The organism is Sporosalibacterium faouarense (assembly GCF_016765695.1).
Lineage (GTDB): Bacteria > Bacillota > Clostridia > Tissierellales > VENL01 > Sporosalibacterium > Sporosalibacterium faouarense.
On sequence record NZ_JAETGO010000037.1, the window covers coordinates 177,612 to 199,328 of the forward strand.

25 protein-coding genes, 2 pseudogenes and 1 other annotated feature (1 of these 28 cut by a window edge) are annotated in these 21,717 nt (G+C 29.9%); all 27 genes and pseudogenes read right to left on the bottom strand.

Features of this window, described 5'->3' with window-relative positions:
* Positions 1–92 (bottom strand) — a binding site (T-box leader); it reaches 122 nt to the left of the window's first position.
* Between the two features lie 480 nt (positions 93–572).
* Entirely contained in the window at positions 573–1,610 is a 1,038-nt protein-coding gene (locus JMO20_RS07410; protein WP_202708902.1) for a radical SAM protein, read from the bottom strand.
* A 295-nt stretch (positions 1,611–1,905) separates the two neighbouring features.
* Positions 1,906–2,478 carry a GNAT family N-acetyltransferase gene (locus JMO20_RS07415; RefSeq protein WP_202708903.1) on the bottom strand — a complete coding sequence of 191 codons (573 nt, stop codon included), beginning with the start codon at positions 2,476–2,478 and terminating at the stop codon, positions 1,906–1,908.
* Positions 2,479–2,666: 188 nt separating this feature from the next.
* Entirely contained in the window at positions 2,667–2,957 is a 291-nt protein-coding gene (locus JMO20_RS07420; RefSeq protein ID WP_341534003.1) for a GNAT family N-acetyltransferase, read from the bottom strand.
* A 410-nt stretch (positions 2,958–3,367) separates the two neighbouring features.
* The gene (locus JMO20_RS07425) at positions 3,368–4,186 is read right to left on the bottom strand and encodes an alpha/beta fold hydrolase (RefSeq protein WP_202708905.1); all 819 of its coding nucleotides are present in this window, start codon (positions 4,184–4,186) and stop codon (positions 3,368–3,370) included.
* Positions 4,187–4,518: 332 nt separating this feature from the next.
* Positions 4,519–4,980 carry a pyridoxamine 5'-phosphate oxidase family protein gene (locus tag JMO20_RS07430; protein WP_202708906.1) on the bottom strand — a complete coding sequence of 154 codons (462 nt, stop codon included), beginning with the start codon at positions 4,978–4,980 and terminating at the stop codon, positions 4,519–4,521.
* A gap of 343 nt (positions 4,981–5,323) precedes the next feature.
* The gene (locus JMO20_RS07435) at positions 5,324–5,848 is read right to left on the bottom strand and encodes a GNAT family N-acetyltransferase (protein ID WP_202708907.1); all 525 of its coding nucleotides are present in this window, start codon (positions 5,846–5,848) and stop codon (positions 5,324–5,326) included.
* Between the two features lie 456 nt (positions 5,849–6,304).
* Positions 6,305–7,159, bottom strand: a complete 855-nt coding sequence (locus JMO20_RS07440; RefSeq protein ID WP_202708908.1) for a 5'-3' exonuclease H3TH domain-containing protein — start codon at positions 7,157–7,159, stop codon at positions 6,305–6,307.
* 429 nt (positions 7,160–7,588) lie between these two features.
* Complete coding sequence (locus tag JMO20_RS19835; RefSeq protein ID WP_207753455.1) at positions 7,589–7,903, bottom strand: hypothetical protein; 315 nt, start codon at positions 7,901–7,903, stop codon at positions 7,589–7,591.
* Between the two features lie 60 nt (positions 7,904–7,963).
* Positions 7,964–8,800, bottom strand: a complete 837-nt coding sequence (locus JMO20_RS07450) for a class I SAM-dependent methyltransferase (protein WP_202708910.1) — start codon at positions 8,798–8,800, stop codon at positions 7,964–7,966.
* 108 nt (positions 8,801–8,908) lie between these two features.
* The gene (locus JMO20_RS07455) at positions 8,909–9,166 is read right to left on the bottom strand and encodes a hypothetical protein (RefSeq protein ID WP_202708911.1); all 258 of its coding nucleotides are present in this window, start codon (positions 9,164–9,166) and stop codon (positions 8,909–8,911) included.
* A gap of 405 nt (positions 9,167–9,571) precedes the next feature.
* Positions 9,572–10,078: an HIT family protein gene (locus tag JMO20_RS07460; protein WP_202708912.1), complete on the bottom strand. Its 507-nt coding sequence runs from the start codon at positions 10,076–10,078 to the stop codon at positions 9,572–9,574.
* A gap of 77 nt (positions 10,079–10,155) precedes the next feature.
* Complete coding sequence (locus tag JMO20_RS07465) at positions 10,156–11,121, bottom strand: phosphotransferase (protein WP_202708913.1); 966 nt, start codon at positions 11,119–11,121, stop codon at positions 10,156–10,158.
* Positions 11,122–11,296: 175 nt separating this feature from the next.
* Entirely contained in the window at positions 11,297–11,767 is a 471-nt protein-coding gene (locus JMO20_RS07470; RefSeq protein ID WP_202708914.1) for a pyridoxamine 5'-phosphate oxidase family protein, read from the bottom strand.
* Between the two features lie 128 nt (positions 11,768–11,895).
* Positions 11,896–12,615, bottom strand: coding sequence for a nucleotidyltransferase domain-containing protein (locus JMO20_RS07475; RefSeq protein WP_202708915.1), 720 nt, complete (start codon positions 12,613–12,615; stop codon positions 11,896–11,898).
* A gap of 187 nt (positions 12,616–12,802) precedes the next feature.
* Complete coding sequence (locus JMO20_RS20325; RefSeq protein ID WP_279380076.1) at positions 12,803–12,931, bottom strand: hypothetical protein; 129 nt, start codon at positions 12,929–12,931, stop codon at positions 12,803–12,805.
* A 6-nt stretch (positions 12,932–12,937) separates the two neighbouring features.
* Positions 12,938–13,126, bottom strand: coding sequence for a hypothetical protein (locus JMO20_RS07480; protein ID WP_202708916.1), 189 nt, complete (start codon positions 13,124–13,126; stop codon positions 12,938–12,940).
* 466 nt (positions 13,127–13,592) lie between these two features.
* Positions 13,593–14,162 (bottom strand): GNAT family N-acetyltransferase, encoded by a 570-nt coding sequence (locus tag JMO20_RS07485; RefSeq protein WP_202708917.1) that lies wholly within the window; start codon positions 14,160–14,162, stop codon positions 13,593–13,595.
* Between the two features lie 181 nt (positions 14,163–14,343).
* Positions 14,344–15,159, bottom strand: a complete 816-nt coding sequence (locus JMO20_RS07490; protein WP_202708918.1) for a sugar nucleotide-binding protein — start codon at positions 15,157–15,159, stop codon at positions 14,344–14,346.
* 382 nt (positions 15,160–15,541) lie between these two features.
* Positions 15,542–15,964, bottom strand: a complete 423-nt coding sequence (locus JMO20_RS07495) for a VOC family protein (RefSeq protein WP_202708919.1) — start codon at positions 15,962–15,964, stop codon at positions 15,542–15,544.
* Positions 15,965–16,203: 239 nt separating this feature from the next.
* On the bottom strand, positions 16,204–16,641 hold the full coding sequence (locus tag JMO20_RS07500) for a GNAT family N-acetyltransferase (protein WP_202708920.1): 438 nt from the start codon (positions 16,639–16,641) through the stop codon (positions 16,204–16,206).
* Positions 16,642–16,896: 255 nt separating this feature from the next.
* Complete coding sequence (locus tag JMO20_RS07505; RefSeq protein WP_202708921.1) at positions 16,897–17,883, bottom strand: NHL repeat-containing protein; 987 nt, start codon at positions 17,881–17,883, stop codon at positions 16,897–16,899.
* Between the two features lie 513 nt (positions 17,884–18,396).
* On the bottom strand, positions 18,397–18,852 hold the full coding sequence (locus JMO20_RS07510; RefSeq protein ID WP_243414665.1) for an NUDIX domain-containing protein: 456 nt from the start codon (positions 18,850–18,852) through the stop codon (positions 18,397–18,399).
* 1,242 nt (positions 18,853–20,094) lie between these two features.
* Positions 20,095–20,274, bottom strand: a pseudogene (locus tag JMO20_RS20760) (GNAT family N-acetyltransferase); the annotation flags it as partial.
* Positions 20,275–20,309: 35 nt separating this feature from the next.
* On the bottom strand, positions 20,310–20,498 hold the full coding sequence (locus JMO20_RS07520) for a hypothetical protein (RefSeq protein ID WP_202708922.1): 189 nt from the start codon (positions 20,496–20,498) through the stop codon (positions 20,310–20,312).
* Between the two features lie 257 nt (positions 20,499–20,755).
* The gene (locus JMO20_RS07525; RefSeq protein ID WP_341534004.1) at positions 20,756–21,253 is read right to left on the bottom strand and encodes a GyrI-like domain-containing protein; all 498 of its coding nucleotides are present in this window, start codon (positions 21,251–21,253) and stop codon (positions 20,756–20,758) included.
* A 42-nt stretch (positions 21,254–21,295) separates the two neighbouring features.
* Positions 21,296–21,421, bottom strand: a pseudogene (locus tag JMO20_RS20330) (helix-turn-helix transcriptional regulator); the annotation flags it as partial.
* 12 nt (positions 21,422–21,433) lie between these two features.
* Complete coding sequence (locus JMO20_RS20020) at positions 21,434–21,598, bottom strand: helix-turn-helix transcriptional regulator (RefSeq protein ID WP_243414667.1); 165 nt, start codon at positions 21,596–21,598, stop codon at positions 21,434–21,436.
* Between the last annotated feature and the right edge of the window lie 119 nt (positions 21,599–21,717).

Below are 21,717 nucleotides of genomic sequence, written 5' to 3' on the forward strand. Positions count from 1 at the left end.
GCTCTTTTCACTATAACTAGATTACTAGACTCACACCAACTCTAGCTCGCTTAAATCATCATTACACTTACTCTCCCAATCACTGGATTAATATTTAATATTTAAACAAAATTTTGTATAAGTATGATTATACTTGGATATATTACATTTGTCAACACTAAATTAATAAAAACAAAAAAACTAGCTATGATAACATAATCATTTATCATCAGCTAATTAAGTTATAAAAATAATATATTAATCCTTATAAACCTTATATTTTAAAGAGTAAGATGACCCAGAATCAATACCAGCAAAACCAAGTATAAAATGCTATGATTTGCAAATCACTACTCTATATCTAGATTTCATAATAACTGTATCTTTTAACAAATACTTTCTCGCATATGTCAGATAACACCTTTTTGCTTACAAGACTTTGGAACTGTACCCTATCAGAATGCTGACTTGGTAAATTTTTGCTCCCAGTGAAATGCCTTTGAATTTGACTCCAATGGAATACATTACCAATAAAAAACAGTGTCTACAACACTTAAAACTTAATCTTTGGTGCATCCTTGCATAAATATTTTTTATACGCTATTTTCATTCGTAACACTCTTTAGAAATTCATATGGCCATTTATACAGAATATCATTATGTGTATACAGAATATCATTCTTTTTTTCTAATTCTTTTTCTAGTTTCTTTCCTAGTTCTTTTATAGTTATATTTTCTAGCAATCTGATAAGTGGTGGTCGCTCTCTTTCAGCTTTCTGTATTATTTTATTTAATCTCTCTAGTTTAAGATTTCCTAGCTTAAATCCTTCCTTACTCTTTTTTATTCCTTTAAAATAATAAGGATTCATGTTTTGAAAATACACATCAAAGTTAGAATCAATATGTAGTTCCAATTTATCTCTTTGGAGTTGAAATGCTGGTTTGTTCCATTTATCATCTCTCTTAACTTTATTCATCCATTCAGATTCACTATATCTTTCTCTTGGTATGATAGGATAAATCAGTTCAACTTCTTTCATTTGTTTTCTTGTGAAATATAACTCTTCTAGTTTCATTGCTCTACCTTGATACATATATGTCGTTACAATATAATCTTTTTCACTAATCCCTAAGCTTTTAAGTATCCTAATGACTTCACTAATCTCTGAAATATTCTTATTATTAATAAATAAAATATTCCAAAATTTAAATCCCTGACTCGAAGCTTTTTTTATTAGTGAAATAAGTTTTTTAAAAGCACCTTTATAATGAACAAAGCTGTCATGGGTTTCATTTAACCCGTGAAAAGCTAATTGTATATCTTTTATTCCAAATTCTTTCATAAATTTAAGTTCATTATCCGAAATTTCATAGACCCCGTTCGTTGATAATGTATCTCTTTTATATCCATAGTCATTAGATAACTTCAATATTTTGATAAACTCAGGGTGATTTGTTACATCAAAAAGTGGAAAAAAATGACCAATTTCAGAATATTCCTTCATATTATTCAAAATTAGTTCTATTTCATCTAAGCTCATATACTCTTTAGTATGTTTCCCGTACGTTAAACAGTGATCACATGCACATTGACAGCCTGTAATTTGTGCTTCAACTCTTAATCTTTTCATAAATCCTCCCTAATTCTACTCAATATTGAAAAATTGCGTATAACGTTTTTGTGTTTGCGACACCTTCGAACTAGACCTTAGTGGAATCCTCCTCGGTGGAGCTTTGATCCCAGTTAAAAGATGTAGCACTCATATCCCTAAGCTTTTTCTTCCCTAGACGCCTTTATGTAAACATATTATTATGCAATTGTTCCTGCCATTTTTTATAACCACTTCTTTATTTCTAACAGATATAAAATCTTATCTCCCTTTAAAACTCATACTTGTCTTGCAGAACCCTCCCTTAAGTTGCGGATTATAACTTTTCATAATCCTGCTTTAGTATAGAATATAATTCTAAATCAATAAGTCCTTTTTCTTTCCATATTTCACCTTGGCGTATAGTTCCTTCATATACAAATTCATTTCTTTTTAAAACTTCTTTAGATCTAACGTTTTCCGCCATTACAAATGCTTGTATTCTATTGACTCTTATTTTTTCAAACATATAACCCGTTATCATCTTTACCACTTTTGTTGCAATGCCTTTACCCCAATAATTCTCATTTAACCTATATCCAATGGTTATCATATTAATCTTTTTATTAATATCAAAAATCTCAGCAATTCCAATGAGTTTTTTCTCAGGTATAGTAATATAAATTCCTAAAAATATCATCTTCTTTTTATTAAAATCTCTCTTATAATGTCCTATCATATTTTCAACAGATTTGATATTTTTCCTTGCCTTCCCTGGAATATATTTATAGATTAATTCACTGTTATGTATTTCATAAAAATCATTTAAATCTTCTACCTCTATTTCCTTTAGCACTATCTCATTTGATGTTATTACTGGATAACTGCTAAATAGTAATTCGTATTCCATTACTCTATCCTCCTATATATATATTAATATCATTTTTACACTCTAATCTTTAAAACTAGTCTTTTTCTGTCATCTAGCATACCAGGTGTTCAGGGAGTTTGTAAATCTTAGGGTGGCTACCTTTGATTAACGAATTTTGATGGAACGTATCTGAATCTTAAATTTCATGTTAGATGAAGTTCTTTCAGTTACCTGCCCTCATTAATCTTTATTTTTTTTATCATACTATATGATTTATAACCCCTCGGATCATTCTCTTTTATAAAAACAATCTTGTATCCTAATTTTTCGTAGAATTTTTTTGTCTGAAATTCAGTTGTACCTAAATTAATACTATAGACATTTAACTTCTTTGCTTCTTCTTCTATTTTTAACATAAGACCTTTACCAATTCCTTTTTTTCTATATTCTTCATTAACTAAAAGCCAACCTATATACATTGAATCTTCAGTAATACTCTTGTGAACTCCTCCAATAATAAAATATCAAAACGTGGGTCTACATACCTTAGAAAAGCTTTGTATCAAGACACCTGTGAAGGTATTTACAAAAGATCTTCTGGATATGCTAATTCTTTATTAAAAGCTTATTATGATAAAAAAATTAGTGAGGGAAAACCTTCTAAAGCAACTATTATTGCTACTTTTAACAAACTACTTAGAATTGTTCATGGTATTTCAAAAAGTTGTAAACTTTTTACAATGAATAAGTAGTTATATTTGATTAGTAACTAGCAGTAGCTTTTTGAAACCGATTTAATTGATAGGTTTATTTACTATGCCTATTTTTACTATATTCTACTTTTTTTAGAAATATCCTTGACAACTATTAGCTGGTTTATAGGAAGTTGTGACAATTTCCCTCCCTATAGCCTTTACACAATAAAACATTATGATTCTTCTACTCGTGTAAGCCATTCATTGGTTAATGAGTTGAATAGTTTCTCCTGTTCTATCTGTAAGTTATGACCTGCTCTATCCAATACAGCAAAAGTAGCTCTAGGGTAATTTTCTAAAATACTCCATGCATCTCTATAACCCACAAAAGTATCTTGTCTTCCTACTATTATAAGAGCAGGCTTGTCTATTTTTTTATTTATTTTATCTACATCAAATGAGAAATTATATCCATTTTCTTTTAATTGTTCTAAGAATTTATTATCTGCTATTTTAAGACCTGACATTATTTCTTTTTTATACCTTTCATAGTTTTTTTTACTTTGAACAACTGCTATAGAACTAAACTCTTCAGCATCCTCTAGTGTCAATCTAGATAATAACTTATTATCTTTTACTAAAACAATATGTTCAGGAACATCTCTCTTTTTGCTATCCGCGATTATGCAAGGACAAATTAATAAAACACCATCTACTCTTTCACTCATATTATAAATTACTCCTCTTGATAAATAACTTCCGTATGATTCACCAACAATTAAGAAATTTTCATTTGGAATAATTTCTTCAATAAAATCAATAACAATATCTAACATAATGTCTGAATTAGTAATCCATTCTGCACTCTCTGATTTTCCCATACCCGGTAAATCAATGTATATTCTTTTGTATCCATCCTTATTATCAAATACAGGCTCCATACAACCAGTCATTAATCTATGGTCTGGTGAATAGCCATGTAACATAATAACTGGCTTTCCTTTTCCTTTTATTTCATAATTTATAAATATATCTTTAATTTTGCACTTCATTTTTACCCTCCTTCATTCTTATACCATTTTCATTCTACTTCAGATTATCTAATGTTATACATAATAAACTACAAAGAATAACTCCGTTATCACTATTTCATATACCATCTTCGTGTTTGTGACACCTTTGAGCTTTACAAGGAATCGCTTATGCCAGGGTAGCCTCTGGGTGACTGACTCGATTAGCGATAAGATGTAGTCGTATAATCTCCAAAAGCACTCCCTAGTAGTCCCAAAGTAGTGACTTATTCTTAACTGTAACTTTTAGAATAGCATAAGTGTTTAGTATTAGTTTCTGATGTATAAGTAAAACCTAATGTTTCTAATATACTTTACTTAGCTTTATATTTACATGTTCTAAATTTACCTTCAATCCAGAATGTTGCTTCAATAGTTTGAAATCTTAATAAATAACATTTAGGATCTTCTATCCCTTTTTTGAAGAAATTCCTGTCACAATATTTATCAAATTTTCTTTTTTCATCCATGTTTGTTACTATTTCAACATTACCAATTAGTGTGACACTGTCACTACCACTATTGTAACAAACACTTGCCCTGGTATTGTTTTCAAAATGAGTTGCTTTTCCATTCAAATGAGACCTTTTTGATGTCATAAAATAGATTTGCGCAAAACCATTATTTTTAATTTTTGTAATAGTACATACGCGCGGATACCCCTTCTCATTAATTGAAGCAAGCGTTACAACTTCACACCTATCTAGTAATTGAGAAGCTTTCTCCTCAATCTCTTTAATCCTTTCTTTTTGAATTTCATAAGCTGTTTTCCCCATAATCTTTCCCCCTTGTTTTAATAGGTTAATAAATTTCTTAATGTACATAATATGTTTACTAAACTAATAATCAAACATTTCCAAAGAACAACCACGATATCACTGTTTCCTATAACGTTTTCGTATTTGCGATACCTTCGAACTGGACCTTAAGGAATACTTCTTGGTGAAGCTTCGCTCTCAGTGAAAAAGTGTAGTACACAACGCCCTAGAGTTTAACCATGGTGTACCCTTGATGTAATATATTGTTATAGGACGTAGTAATACCTTCATCACTGTAGCCCTTAATATAGTATAAAAATCAATTTAATTTTACTATAAAACTAACTAGAGATACTGCTCCTCATTTTAAGCCGTTTGGATTTTTAAGCATATAGTTCAATTTATCTTCCCTTCTATCATGCATATCATAACAATTCTTTTCTCTATTTAAGAATTCAAATCCAAGCCTATTAAATATTCTTTGCATTTTTGTATTAGACCCCATTGTATCAGCATATATGTATTTAAGTTTCAAGGTATTGAATACATAATCTATTGCGATTTTAATAGCTTCTGTTCCATATCCCATTCCTTTATATTCATCATTGGCAAGAACAATCCCTAGTTCACATTGACTTTTCTCAAAACTAACTCTTTTGAAAGACAACTCACCTATTGGCGTTGCATCTGATAAAAATATTCCAACTCTCGGATACCATGACTCCTTCTCAGTGATAATATCATAGTTTTTATCTACTTTTTCTTTATCATAACTATAAGAATCTGGATCCATTATGGGGTCTGCGATGTACGATTTATAAAATTCATGATATTCTTCTCTTGTAAATGTTCTCAAACATATCCTGTCGCCTTGAATACTAATCATATAGTCCTCCTTTAGAATTATTCCTCTAAAAAATATTTCTTCAATAATAGGTGCGATTACAACAACTTATATAAAAAACAATTTCATTATTTTCATAATTTATAAATTTCTCAATTACTAATTAAATATTATTAAAATCCTTGACTAGAAAATAAATAGAATTGTCATATAGCAATCTAAATGATAGGATAAGAAATACAATGCTTATAATTCCATTTAAAGTTGGTATACTTCCCCACGATATCTTATTGCCTTTATCCAAATATAATTACTTAAGTACAATACCAAAAATGACCAATTCTATAATTGGACTAAAATGAAATGTATTAACGTTTAATATTTTTAGCGCTTGTCCAAGTGTGGCACACATATCCCTGAAGATTATCCCTAATGCACTTTTGAGCAAACTTTTTACTAGATCGTAAATTAGGCCCTTGTCTTCGCCACAAAATAATATTAAGTCAATCCAACATCTTTTAAAACCTGCATAGTTTTATATTGACTAAAGTCTTTAGACAACTTTAACTCTTCTAGATTATATTTTAAATCTACTTTTCTATTAAGCTTAATCAATTTTAAATTCAGGAATACTTCCTCTTTGTAATCTAATAATTTTTTCTTAATTCTATCATTTTCAATATCATTAATATTATCGTATATACTGCTTAGATTCCCGTGCTTATTAAATAGTTTTTGGGCAGTTTTTATCCCGATACCTGGAACCCCTAGAATATTATCTGATTTATCTCCTACAATTGCCTTCATATCAGCTATGAGTGCAGGTTTTAAATTATATTTCTTATCCACTTCTTTTTCATCATATAGTACTGAACTTTTTCCTTTGGGATAATATACATATACATTTTCATTTACTAATTGTAATAAATCAGAGTCAGTTGAGACTATCACTATTTTATTTTCATTATTATAACGTCTTGCATACTCTGATAATACATCATCAGCTTCTACATTCTCAATTTCACAATGCTTTATTGAAAGATAGTCTAATACTTTCTTTAAATCAGGTAGCTGTATAAATGGATTCATATCTTCTGATAAGCTTGACCAATCTTTGATTCTATTGGCCTTGTAATTTGAATCAAGTTGTTGACGAAATGAACCTAACTCACTATCAAATACTACAAGAACCTTTTCTGGTTCAAAATAAGATATTGTTTTTAAAAGTGTTCCTGTAAAGCCAACAATTCCATGAATTAACTGATTATTTTTACCACGTATTTTAGCAGGGAGTCCAAAAAACATTCTAAACAATAGGCTAAATCCATCTATCAATAAAAAATTACATTTCACTCTATCTACCTCCATTTAAATGACGTATTCACTTATAACTTTTTAAGCAATGACCTTAAGCAATTAATTACTACATCTGGTCTATCCTTATGTATTAGATAGTCGCTGTCTGACGCTACTATGAATTCAGCTTTACCTCTCTATAACAAGCGTAGAATTCCCATCACCAATAATTTTATATTCAAAGTTTATGTTATCCATTATTTTCTCTCCAATCAGTGAATAATAATCTCCTTGTTCTCTAAGTGAATAGTCCTTGCAATGGCATGTCCACTTCAATTCAAATACTGAATTCTACTTAATTAATAAATACACCAAGTATATGAGTATCTATTTCTAATAATCCTTCCCTAGTTAAGTTAGAAACTACACTATGTAGTTGGATTACATCATAAATTTATTATATCAAATATTACATATTAATAACACTTAATACAATAAATTCCATTGCCACGCAAAAAAATAAATCCCGGAAGAAATACGAGAATAAAATTCCGCTTTTTTTTGTGCACTGTTCGCTATACTATTAAACTTGTAAACTGCAATGCAAGCTATATTCATAGGAACAGTGCCTAAGGCAATCCATATAAAAGCTCGTTCTTTCCAAGTGAATGGAATCATAGCTGTAGAATCAACAACTTCATTTGATCCGAAAAGACAGATAACTCCTAGGTATAATACAGTAATTATTCCAGCAGTATAAATAACATTTGAAATTATTTTAATAGTTTTTGACCAATTCATATTTTACTCCTTTCCCATAAATACAGAGTGCAATAGTGGTGTCTCTTTATAAACTCAATACTATTTTGTAGTAACCACTGCTAATGTTTTCGATTCTTCAGAATACTCTTTTCCCGTTATATCTGAATAATAAGCATGGTTCTTAAAACCAAATTGATTTAATGTGTTAGTTATAGTTGATTTAGTATAATAATGATTAAAAAGTCTATATATATTAATGTCTTCATCTTCAGTCATAACTATTGTTTGATCTAAAAACGTATCATCTTCTGAATAAATAAATGTTTCCGTCAAAGATAAATAGGGTTTTTTATTCCAAAATCCGTCCTTTGAAATTCCCCAACTTTTTCCCAAATCCCTTTCATCTCTATTTCTATCTGTAAATATATCGAAAATAAATATACCTCCTGGTTTTAAAGCTCTATACACCTTATTAAGCAAGATATCTCTTTCATCATTTGTAAGTGCTCCAAAGTCACAAAAAATCAACATAATTACATCAAATTCAGATTCAAAATCAATTGTCAAATAATCTTGATAAATATATTTAATATCTAAATTGCTTTCTGTAGCACTCTTTTTAGCATAATTTATGGAACGCTTAGAGAAATCTATTCCAGTAATAGAATATCCTCGTTTTGCCAATTTGAAATCATATAGTCCTGGACCACAGCCAAGGTCAAGAATTTTAATATCTTTGTCAGAAAATATGTCATTCTCTAACCATTCAACTGATAAGTTTATAGTTGAAATTTTTCTACTGGCTGCATCCCAATCTGGATTAAGATGGGCTTCAAGCATCTTTTTAGAAATATGTTCATCATCCCAAAAATCTGTTTCACTTTTTTCAAATAAATTTGGTTTTTGAGATAACTTTAGTAGTTTATTAATATCCATAAGACAACACCCCTTACTCTTATTTATATTTTTTTAGCACAATATTACAAAATAACAATTCATTTTTATTAACAATTCGATTTACACTGTCTCTAATGAATTCTTCTGTTATAATTTTTCTTGATTGTAGTTATTATTCCTAATAAAAATAATAATAGTAAATATTATAGCAATAATTACAGCTGCTATAAAACCCTTAATCATACCACCAATGATACATAGTATGAAAGCAGTAATGGCTAATCCCTTTTGTTTACGCCTAACTCCTAATATTAATGGAATTAATCCACATAGCACTCCTACTACTAATGCCCCCACCACTAATCCGATACCGTAACTTATCCTATAATATGTATTATTTATCATACTGACCTCCAATTATATAAGCAATTTCAAACTATATCATACTTAAAAAGTTATTATAAATAACTTTTTTCTAACTAACAAATCATATTTCCACTTATATCTACATAAAGCTATGTATATATGCTATCCTAATATACATAGTATTTTTAGGCTTAAGGACAAAAGTCCAATGCTCCTTCAAAGCTGCAAAGAACTAGTCTTAAAACAAGAAAAATATGATTTCACCAATTCACCACAAATATGGTACCAACCTCCAAGTATTTATACAATAATCCTTATAATCTGAATGGAAATGAGCTATCAATGCCTTTTCTTCAATGTGAATACGACAAATGAATGCTATTGAAAGTATAAAGAGAATAATTCATGTTTTACATTTCAAACTCATAATAATTCTCATGAGTTTTATTGTATTATTTCTTTTAATTTCTGCCTATAAAGTTCTGCTGTTTCATGATACTCCATAATAATTCCTTCTTCTTTCACAAAATTCCCATAACCCCTCGACTCTCCTTTTAATCGAGGTAAAAGCTGAAAATGGAGATGGTTCCTTTTGCCGTCACAAATTGTACACATATACACTTTTTCTGCACCTAAAATTTCTTTATGGAGTTTAATTATTACTTCTGATATTTTTAATATATGTACTCCTAGTTCAAGAGGCATTTCAGAAATATCTTCATAATGCTCCTTTGATACAATAATGGTCTGTCCAGTTGCTCTTGGGTATTTTTCAAACTGACACCTTACCTTTTCATCCTCATAGAAGATTAACCCTTCATCAGGAAATATATCTCCTGTCCTAAAGTTATAACATCCAAAACATATACCCTTTTCCTGCAATTCATTTATTCTTTCAGATCTTTTCTTCAATGCTTTTTCTTCACTGTCTGACAATTTTTTAACATACATTTTAACTCATCCCCTTACAAAGTTAATATAAATTGCTACTAAAAATATAGTGAAGTACTAAACTTATACTATGTCCATTATGAGCATAGTATAGAGTCTATTTCAAACCAGTTTTCCGTTAACCAAAGGATCTCATCTTTAAAACGTCCTGCTTTTCCTCGGTACTTTCTAAAAAATTCAGGCTGTATCCACCACGGTACTTCAATACACCATGAAAGTCGTAAAGCGTCTGCTATATTAGGTAAAGTCAGCATTAAATGCTGAGAATAGCCTTCAAGAAAAGCATATGTTTTCTCAATGTTTATTACATTATCTTTCAATGCAAAAGATAATATTGCTCTTCCTATGTCATGCCAAATGTAGCTGTAACTGTTGCGGTCAAAATCAATTATGGCAGATACACAATCTACATCGAAAAGGATATTATCCGAAGTAAAATCTTCATGGGCAATCCCCTTGGGCAGTTTTTCAAAAAACTCATTTGTAAGCTGTTTTAAAATAGGTTCTTGGGCAAGCACAGCTTCTCTATATTCAATGGGCATGTCAGATGAACATTCCTGCATACTGTCATGAAAGTTAGTCCATAACGAATCTATAACTTGTCTATTGTTAATAGGAAACCCTTTAACCGAAAGCTCAGGAATCTGAGAAAAAGCTTTGTGCATTAACCCGCAAGCATTACCAAGACTGTGCATTTGCATTGTTGTAATTGTGCTAGGATTTTCTACCTTACCCAAGTGAAAATCCATAACCATATAGGCTGTTTCATTATCCAACAGACGAATAGCATTCCCTCCATACTGCCAGATTGATGGACAAGGAACACCATTTTTTTCAAGAATAATCTGTCGTTGCAACGCAGACTCAATTAGCTTCAATTTATCTCTACTAAATCGCTTATTACTAAATTGTTTAACCAATACTTCACCTTTATCAGTGGAAACCTTCCATTGCTTATTTAACCATCCACCCGTTACTGGAGTAATCTTATTACAAATTATCCCATAACTATCTTTCAAATCATATATAATACTGTCCTTCACGTAATAACCTCCTGAACAGAATATAAATAAAACTGCATTGGCTGCAGCTCATTTAATATACTAGTGAATTTTACTGCCTTTCTATAAAAATTTTCTAATTACTAACGGATATAAAATTTTATCTTTTCTTAAAATAATTGCCAATTAACAAACTTCCGATTATATTTTAACCAAATTATTCTACTAAAACGATATCAAACTCAAATGGGAACTCCTTTGCTTCTTTAGCTCTAAAATCTACTTCAAAGCCTGTCCCATTTTTGTAAAAAAATCCACTTGTTAATTCTATTTTAATGTAACACATATTCTCATCCTTTTCATTGTTATGTTCAAAATACCATGGTTCAAAAGCCTTTATCAGTTTCTCTCTTATTTCACTATTATCAGATTTTAATGGATGGCCTATATTTTTAGCAATCCCACTAAATCTATATAGTTTACTACATAGAGATACATTAGGATTATTTTCCATTTCTTTTACTTTTTTCGATTTAGCATATGTTACAACATAGAAACTTTTATTAAAATAATATGTATCTATAAATCTCACAGAAGGTATATTATCATTTGATGTTGCTAGAGCAAATTGATAATCCCGTGCAAATAATTCATTCATAACCTCTAAACTTTTCTCATAAACTTTCACTTTATCTCCTCCATTCTGTGATACATACTAAAAATCTATTTTTCTTTCCCAATACTCTTTAATAGGTCTTGTACCAACAACTCTTCTAATTTCTTGTATATAGTCTGCCACTAAAACACCTCTCAACCTTAGTTTGTTTTGCTAAATATAATGGCATCACCACTTAAAATTCCTCCGTGGGGTTTCAATACATATTCAGTCAGATTTTTTGCTGCATCACGTTTTTCATATATTGAATATACTGGGTTTAAAAGAGTTTCGATATATTCATAACTCTCATAACATTGGGATTTTAAATAATTAATCGTTTTCTTTCTTGTTTGATGCCACAAGTTGTTATTTTCGAGTAATATCGTTATCGCATTTGTAATTAATAATGAAGCTACATAATTAAACTTAATTACATCATCAATGTCCAATAAATCTTTATATATTTCAGTTAAGTCCGATCGCTTTTTAATTCTGTATCCTTCATTTTTCCACTTTTCATTCTCAGTGGGACCCTTATCAAGAGTTTTCTTTGCTTCCTCAACTAATTGTTTAATTTCTGGAATTTTATCAAATAAAACAATTCCATCTGCTAAAGCAAAAAGTATGGGTATTTCATTTTCTGCAATGAATTTTTTCAAGATTTTTAAGTTCATTTCAACAAATTCAACAGTAATCCCGTATCGTACCTCATGCCTTTTTTCAAGATGATTTTTATTGGTTATTGCCAATAGGTCTATATCGCTGTTTGCACTTTCCTCACGCCTTGAAACTGAACCGTATAATATTAATGCTGAAACATTTTTATCTTTATATAATTCTTGAGTTATTCTATTAACCAATTCCTGATGAGTTATCATTTTAATCCCCCTGCAATATAAATAATTTAAATCTTAAATACCTTATCCAAGAAATGAATCTGTATATATCATCTATTTCATACTTTCTTCTCAATGAGGTATTTAATTTAAGGAAAAAGTGACTAAGTAATCCCAACTCAGATGAGCTCTTGTAAAAAAAATTTTAATTTGTAAATATGCAATTTCCTCACTTATAAACCTCTTTTAAGAATACATCGTCAAGTTCATCTTTTGCTTCAAAGTAATATTGCTTTTTATCTATATGGTCTTTTAGTGTACTAACATTCAAGCCAATATAAGTATTTCCACTAGTCAAATCTATTTATATATATTTGTTAACAGTATTTATAAAAATTGTATATGTAATATTGCTATTAGCTTCTGGATAACTTACCCATTGTCCTAGCTTATAAAGCAATTCATCCTGATAATTTCTCTTTAGTTTAATTGAATTAAGATTGTTAAAGAAGTTTTTGATTTCTTCTTTATTATTCAAGTTAACTTCCTTCATTTTATATTTATTTTCATTTGTTATAACACTTAAATCTTTCCGAATAATTTTTATTTCTTTAATATTGTCACTGCTTATATTGATAAAACTATTGATTCTATGTCTTATGACAACTTGATTCGGTATTTATTTTACTATAGTGTATAATCTCAATCCTATTTTTAAATCTAATCAAGTTGTCACAATTATTACTTACATCATAGTAATTATAGTGCTACCTTAACTTAAAATTAATTTCTTTCCAATCTGAGTGATTGGACCGTTATCATTAGATATAATTGTTAGATGGAATCCAACAGGCTAAATTTGGAGCATCCTATTAAATAATCCTTCTAGGTCACCTTTTAGTTCGATTTCAGTTTTTAAAATTAAATTAATGTATCTACTACCTATTTCGTAACAGTTGGCTTAGTCCTCACCATCTATTATATTTTCATAAGCAGGTATTTTACTTGCAACAACCTCATTAGTAGAGGTTAATCCAATATATTTGCTGTTCTTTACCTTCATGGAGATTTTCACCTATTAATATACCACCGCAACTCATCGCAGTTTTACTTGAAGCAACATTATCTTTATCGCAGATAATCATTACTTTTGGAATTTTCATATCTTTTGCAGTTTCTAAAACTAGTAATAATTGTTGCTTACCGTAACCTTTTTTTCGCTCAGTTGGACGAATGCCATAGCCTATTTGTCCTCCATGTTTCTCTAATTCATTAGTTAAAGAGTGACGAAGTTGAATACTACCAATAATTCTATTATCAGATTTTCTTACAGAAAAGAATGTGCTTGCATGAACATTCTTTCTAAGCTTATCTTTCTTAATTGAAAGAACAATATCAAGCCATTCATCAAAATCATTATAACGGGCTAAGCCACAACTACCATTGATATTAGTTTCCTCAAAGTCTAAATACTCTTGCTTATATTTCAAAATCTTTTCTTTTAACTCCTTTGATGGATTTACTAAAATTAATTCGCTCAATTTAATTTCTCCTAATATAAATCGCCTGTAGTTCCTCTTATATAACAATTTCATCTCTAAAAAGCACAACCCTTATACCTGTGACTAAGATTGCAACTAACGGTTCTAGTTGCTGACTCTGGGAATTATTATCAGGCATAAGTAGTTGAATGACAACCTTTTGTTAAGAACTGCGGAAACCTAACCCTAATCTTAGATGTAATATAAAAATGATGTGTTGTTTGTAGTATCAACCAATTAAATAATTGATTACTGATTTATTAGTAACTCTTAATTGTTTAGGAAATTCATTTATCCGTTTTGATAAGAGTGCAAAATATCCTTCTTCCTCAAAATTATCTTTAATTTTTGCATTTTTAAAGCCTAATCCTGTTATTAATTCTTTATAAAACTCCTTATAATTAACCACATCCTCCGACGTCAAATGAATAATTCCATGGAGATTATTGTTTATTATGTAGCATAATTGCTTTGCTATCATTACATCAGTATTAGTATTATGATGAAGTTTGGGATACACAACAATATCTTTATTGCCATGAAGTGAATTTAATAGTTCTTTCATCCTTAGAGAACCTTTGCCCCAAACTTGAGGAATTCTTAATATACAAGCATTCTCATGTAATATATCAGATATTTTCTTCTCACATTCCATTTTATATTTTCCATATTCAGTACAAGACATTGGTAAATCATCTTCATAGTGAGGTTTACTCAAATCATTATCAAAAACATTTGTTGTAGAGAAAAAATATAAACTACCACCATACTTTTTTAAGTATTTAGCTATTTTTAGATGTACAATCAGTTGTTTATCAAAATCTCCTCTTAAACATGAAATTATAATCTGGGGCTTTATAGTATTTAGTATACTATTTATTCTATCTTCCTCTTCAATATCTAGTTTAAAGCATTTATCTTGATTCAAAAGTATCGGATTTTGAAAGTAAGTTGAATAAACATCAAATTCATTATATTTAGTCATCTCATTTATTAACGATGTTCCTATAAGTCCACTTCCACCCAATATTAAAATCTTTCTCATAAGAATTATCCCTCCCATAACAAGTTATTCGTAATATTCCACCATAGTCAATTAATTCATAATTAAATCAATATGTTTTAATCCTTATGAAAAATACCTTGCAGCTCTGTTCCCATATTGCCATTGCACCTTAATGTTTCAGGTTTGGCTACACCTCTGAACTTAGCCTTATAAGAACACTCCTTGATTTGAGTACTAATCCTGTATTATTCGCCAACCTTAGAGACGACTCTTACTTAAAGCCTAGTAAATTTAAGGAGGCAATCTATGAATCTAATTTTTTCAATAGATATATCAAAATCTAATAGTTATGCTGCTTTTCTTTCTATTCTATGTAATTGAAGAATAAAACCGATGCTCGTCCAAGTGTTCTCATTTATTTTCATTTCATTCGTTTAGAAATTGGATGATCTGCATTTAATTCTACTAAATCCCATAAGTTACCATATAAATCTTTAAAAACAGCAACAGTTCCATATGGAGCTTCTTTAGGTTCTCTTACAAATTCAATGCCTCTTTCAACCATCCTTTTATAATCTCTCCAAAAATCATCTGTATTTAAAAATAGAAACACTCTACCTCCTGACTGATTACCTATGAATAACTCTTGCTCAGGCTTTGATGCTCTTGCAAGTAATATTGTCGTTCCTATTGAACCTGGAGGCGATACGACTACCCATCTCTTATTTTGTTCTGGTTGATAAGTATCTTCAACTAATGTGAAATCTAACTTTTCCGTATAAAACTCAATCGCTTCATCATAATCTCTAACCACCAAAGCTATATGTACTATTGATTGAACCATTTTGAAATTCCCCCTATTCTTTTACAACCTCACAATTAAAGTTTCATATAACGTTTTCATGTCTACAACACCTCAAAACTGGACTTTAAAGGAATACTTCTTGATGGAGCTTGTTTTCCAGTGAGAAAGTGTTATGTACAAAGCTCAATGACCTTTCCCTAGTGCACTCTGCAAAAACTTTGTATACGATGGACCAGCTTTATAATATTTTCTTAAACTTGTCCACGCTATTAATAAAATTAAAAATGAAGTATCATCTCAACTTCTTGGTCTTCAACTTCATTCATTTGCTGAAAACCTAGTTTTGTATATAATTTCTCAGCACGGTCATTCCCTTTGATATATGCAATAACAATAGAATCGCACCTTTTATCTTGTTTCATCCACTCGATTGCTACTATCATAGATTGCTTCCCAAAACCTCTTCCTTGATATTTCTCATCAATCATGAACTGCCAAATAAAATAATTACTATATTCTTCATTAAATCTCAATAAAATAAAGCCCACCATAGTTTCATCACTATAGATTGCAAATGGTGTAACAATGTTACTAAAAACATAGGCTTTGGCAAGTGAATTTTCAATTGATGACACAAAACTTTTTTGGTTTTCAGCAACACTTAGTTCTAAACATTCTTTATAATTATCTTCAGTTATCTTTTTCAAACTTATCATTTCCGTTAATCTCCTCAAAAAATATTTTAATATGTATTTATACAATAATTTAAAAATACTACCTACATTTATTTAACAACATACTGTTAATTACTTAGTCTGTCGTATAACGTCTTCATGTCTGTAACACCTCAAAACTAGCCCAAAATGAATATCTGAGAATAAAGCTTTGCTCCCAGTGAAAATGTGTGGTGTACATTTCAACCAGAACAATCCCTGTTTAGTCTTGTGCAAAAACTTTGTATACGCAGCCACCTATAGTTCTTTTTTTAACACTATTAAGTCTCCATCCCATTCAGGTATATATAGTTTGTTATCATGATAATCCATACTACAAATCAGGGATAAATTTAAATTTAATGGATTCCCTTCTGTTTTGATATTTCTTTTTCCTTTTTCTACATTTGTTTTTCCTGCAATAGTTGAAATAATATTACTCTCTTTTTCAACCATTCTTACAACATGATTTTGAGTATCTCCAATATAAATATTTCCTTCTTGATCTAATGCTAGTGACCAAGGCCCATCAAATTCAGCATTTGGATTCCCTCCCAATTTAGCTTTTATTGCAATATCACCATCTCCTATATATCCACCATCTCCAGTACCTATTACCACTTTAACTTTCTCTTCTTCTAAATCTATCATTCGTACTGAATAGTTCTTACTATCTAAAACATATATATTTCCATCAGGTCCGCACTTTAAATCAAATATCCAATTAAATTGTGCCAAATCAAAAGTAGTATCATCCTTTTGAAATCCTGGTTTGCCATTTCCAATACTTCTTATAGCTTGTCCATCGCAACTAAATTTCCATACTCTACAACCAGTAATTTCATTAATCCATATACAACCATTATGGTCATATAGGCAGTTCCCAATATCTTTCATACCAAACTCTTCACCATCTATTAGTAATGTAGCAGATTGTTCCTCAGGTATTACCTTGTATATTCGTTTGTTCCCACTACTAGAAACCAATAATTCTCCTTTGCTATTTCCCGATAAATAAACTGGTTTTTGTATATCAGCTTTAATATGAAATTTACTACTATATTTCTGAAAAGAGCCTAACGTCCATCTTAATTCCCCATTATCTTCAAAACATCCCACCCAATCATTATCATAATCTAGAACATATTGTTTCCCAAAATAATCATGAAATCCAAGATGAGCAAACCCTTCTTTCCATAATTTTTCTTGTTTAAAATTAATTATCTTATCAACTACCCATTTCATTAAACCACCTCACTGACTTATAGGTTATATATAACTTTTTATTTTTGCTACACCTTTGAAACTTTTACTCTATAATGAATCAAAATTCTTTAACTAATTTAGCACATAAATGATTTCAATAAAGTTTGAAGATGTAGGTGCCTAAACTATAGATATCTCTAGTTACAGCTCTCGAGTTAAGTAAAATCTCCAATAAGTAATTGGTTTTTTAACATAAATTCATTATATCAAATGTTTCATATTAATGACACTTAATACATTAAATCCCATAATTAAGGCAAAAAAATAAATCCATAATTCCTATGGATCTTGTAATTAGTGCATGAAAAAACTTGATACTGAAAATATAAATCAAAAGATTTAAAACTACTCCAAAGTATATTGATTGATCTATCCCTGTTTACCGAATTAATTGTTTATATAATCAGAAAATTTAAAGCTAGATAAAAGAAAAATGTTCTGATAATGTTTTCGTGTTTACAACATCTTCGAGCTATACGATGTCTATATTCCCTACCACATACCTAGACAAGGTGACTTATCCTCTATATATTCTTGAATTCTTCTTCTCGTTCCTCTAGAAACGTTATTAGGCAATTCACTAACCTCAAATAATTGATATTTTTCAATTTCCTTATCTGTATTTCCTGTGAAAGAAAATTCATCTGAAGAAAATATAATTATGCTATCATTCTTATATTCAAAGAAGTTATTATATACACCAAACAGCTTATAGTTTATCAGCTCTGCTCCTAATTCTTCTTTAACTTCCCTTTTGATTGCATCTTCAAATATCTCTCCTTTTTTTACTCCACCTCCAGGTAAATACCAATAATCTTGATATGTATGTTTGACTAGCAGTACTTTACCTTGCTCTATCATTAACACCCTAACCCCTAAAGTTGTCGGTTTAGTAATTCTCCACAAGACCTTACTTAGTTTATAGCTTATCTTTGCAATTCTTCCCATGTCTTCTTCCCCCAAAATAAATTAATATGTATAATGTCTTTGTGTTTGCGACTCCTTCGAACTGGACCTATAAAAAATACCTCTTGGTGGAGCTTTGCTCCCATTGAGAAAGTGTACTGCACATATTAGTCAAAACAATATTTCCACTATGTAACTGATTTTACAGCATAAATTTATTATATCAAATATTTTATATTTCTAACACTTAATGTAAATAATTCCATAGAAAAATTAAAACGTGCTTATTACGGGATTTAACACTTTGCTCAGAAAATCATGTTTGATATATCTCTTAAGTATATTTTGCTTTTATTTATTACATTATTACCTAGTAATTCTTTAAGCATCGTAGGGTATATTCTGTAATTATCTAACTTATTTAAAGATAACCCCTCCACACCAATCTGCATACTATTCCGTTAGCATATTAGATGCTACAAAGTTTTATCATTCTTTACATTGATAATCATATTCATTAGGTCAATAATAGACCTTCCTATATTCTAATTTCACGATACTATAATTTTCATAGAATTACTCCTTGTTATTTTATACTAATATTATATCATCAATATTATAATTTAGTAATAGTCAAGAACTACTTAGATGAGAATGCCAGCTAACACCTTCGATGTTTGCGATGTCTCTGTGTTGGACTCAAAAGGAATATCTCAAAGTTGAGCTTGACTCTCAGTGGCGCTCACCCCTAAGTTTTTCCAAGCAAGCCTTAGAGCACTCTTGCTCAAATATTTTGTTAGACCAAGTTTAGACTCTTTATAATATTTCATATAGTTCTTTTAAACTATTAATAGAAATAATATCACTATTACCTCTAGAATTTCCTTCTCTTATAATTAAGACTGAGTTTATTCCAAGTTTCAAAGCACCTCGTACGTTTTTGATATTATTATCAATAAACAATGCTTACTCAGGCTTAACACTTAATTCTGATAAAGCTTCTATTAAACATCAATTGACTGGGTTTTACAACTCCAAGTACTGAGGACATAATAAACGTTGAGAAGTATTTTCTTAATCCACAATTTTTAAATACTTGGTTTAATGATGCCCATGTATCAGAGACTACCCCAGCACCAACGGGCATACGTTATTACATGCTGTTCCATAACCATGCAATTTTCATTTATCACTCATCCCCAAAAGATACTATTTAAAACCAAATTTTTTATATAAATTAAAAGCAGGCACATTATCACTATGAACATCTAATACAATTTTCATTTATGTTGTTTTCAACATATCATTTATACATTTTGCTAATAAAGTTGCACCAATACCTCTACCACGGTATGTTGTTAATACTCCTATTGAATAAATATGTAACCTCTCTACTTCCTCTGGAAGACCTATCAGTAAACCAACTACATCATTATTGTCACGTACTGTAATAATGTATCTCTGTGAAAAATCGCCTAATCTTCCACTTTGTAAATTATTTAAAAATCTATCTGGTTTTTACCTGCTATATCTGGGTCTAATATTCCTTCCATAACATTTAATAAATAGTATTTTAATGCTTCAATTAGCTCTACCTCCCCTAAAACTAATTCTTGCACTTCCCATTTTGTTTTGAAAAAACTTCTACTGGGTTTACTTAAATTCTTTTTGATGTATATTTCATTCAAATTATCTCCCTAGGTCTATTTTTTTACGTATTCTTTATCTTAACTTTAAGATGTCAATAAATATGTCAATTTAATAAGCCTAAAGCATTCTTAGGAATAGCATTTAACGTAACCCTATTGCCGAAGTCCAAGTGCCTTAGATAACTCTTATCTTAGGCACCTGAATTTAGGTACAGCGAGCGAAACCAACAATATATTGTTATACAAAGTATCCTGTCATATAAATGCAGACTACCAATTTCTACTATTTTTTTAATTCAAGCTATAATTGGAACCCATAATTCATCTTTAGGTTCATGATCTGGAGCATAAAAGCACTCAATACATGGTAAATCAGCTAATTCATAACCAGAAGTAGGTAACCATTCAGTATATAGACGTTTCCAAGCATTTTTCATATCTGGAAATACTGCCCATGTACTTTTTGGAATTATTATCTTCTCCATATCTTCAGGTACTTCATTTTTATAACGAACTCCTATCATATAATCAAACTTTTCATCAGTAATAGAAGCTTCTTCTCCAACAATTCCCAATAGACTTTCTAGCTTACATTGAGGGTCTTCCCACGACATATCAATTAATCTCTGTACCAAGCCTGTCTTGCTAGCTTCTTCCCATATTTTAGGAACCATCTCAAATCCCTTTTCAGTAAGAATAGTATTCTTTACTCCTACAACTGCAAACTCAAAATCTAACCTTTCAATTCTGTACTCCATTTCAACATCTCCCTTAATTGATACTTGAAAGGACATTCTTGGAAAGGCTTTTAAAGATATTCCATTATCCCGTGCTTCAGAAGGATTTACACCGTGAAGATTTTTAAAAGCACGAGAAAATGAATCCGAAGATGTATAACCATACTTTAATGCTAATTCTATTACTTTAATATTACTATTTTGCAATTCAAAAGCTGCAGATGATAGCCTTCTTCTTCAGATATATTCAGACAAAGTAACTCCCATTATAGATGTGAACATTTTGGAAAAATGATACCTAGAACAGCAAGCAAGTTGATCCAACTCTTCATAATTAATCTCATTTGTTAAATTTTCTTCAATATAATCCATTACTTTATTTACTTGTTCAAGCCAATTCACATTAACCAGTCCTTTCAATTATAAGTATATAGGAAATAATATTTTTCACCCGATATTTCATGTATAAATATGTAGGGTCTAAATGAATTTACTTACTATACCCTTACCACGATATGTTG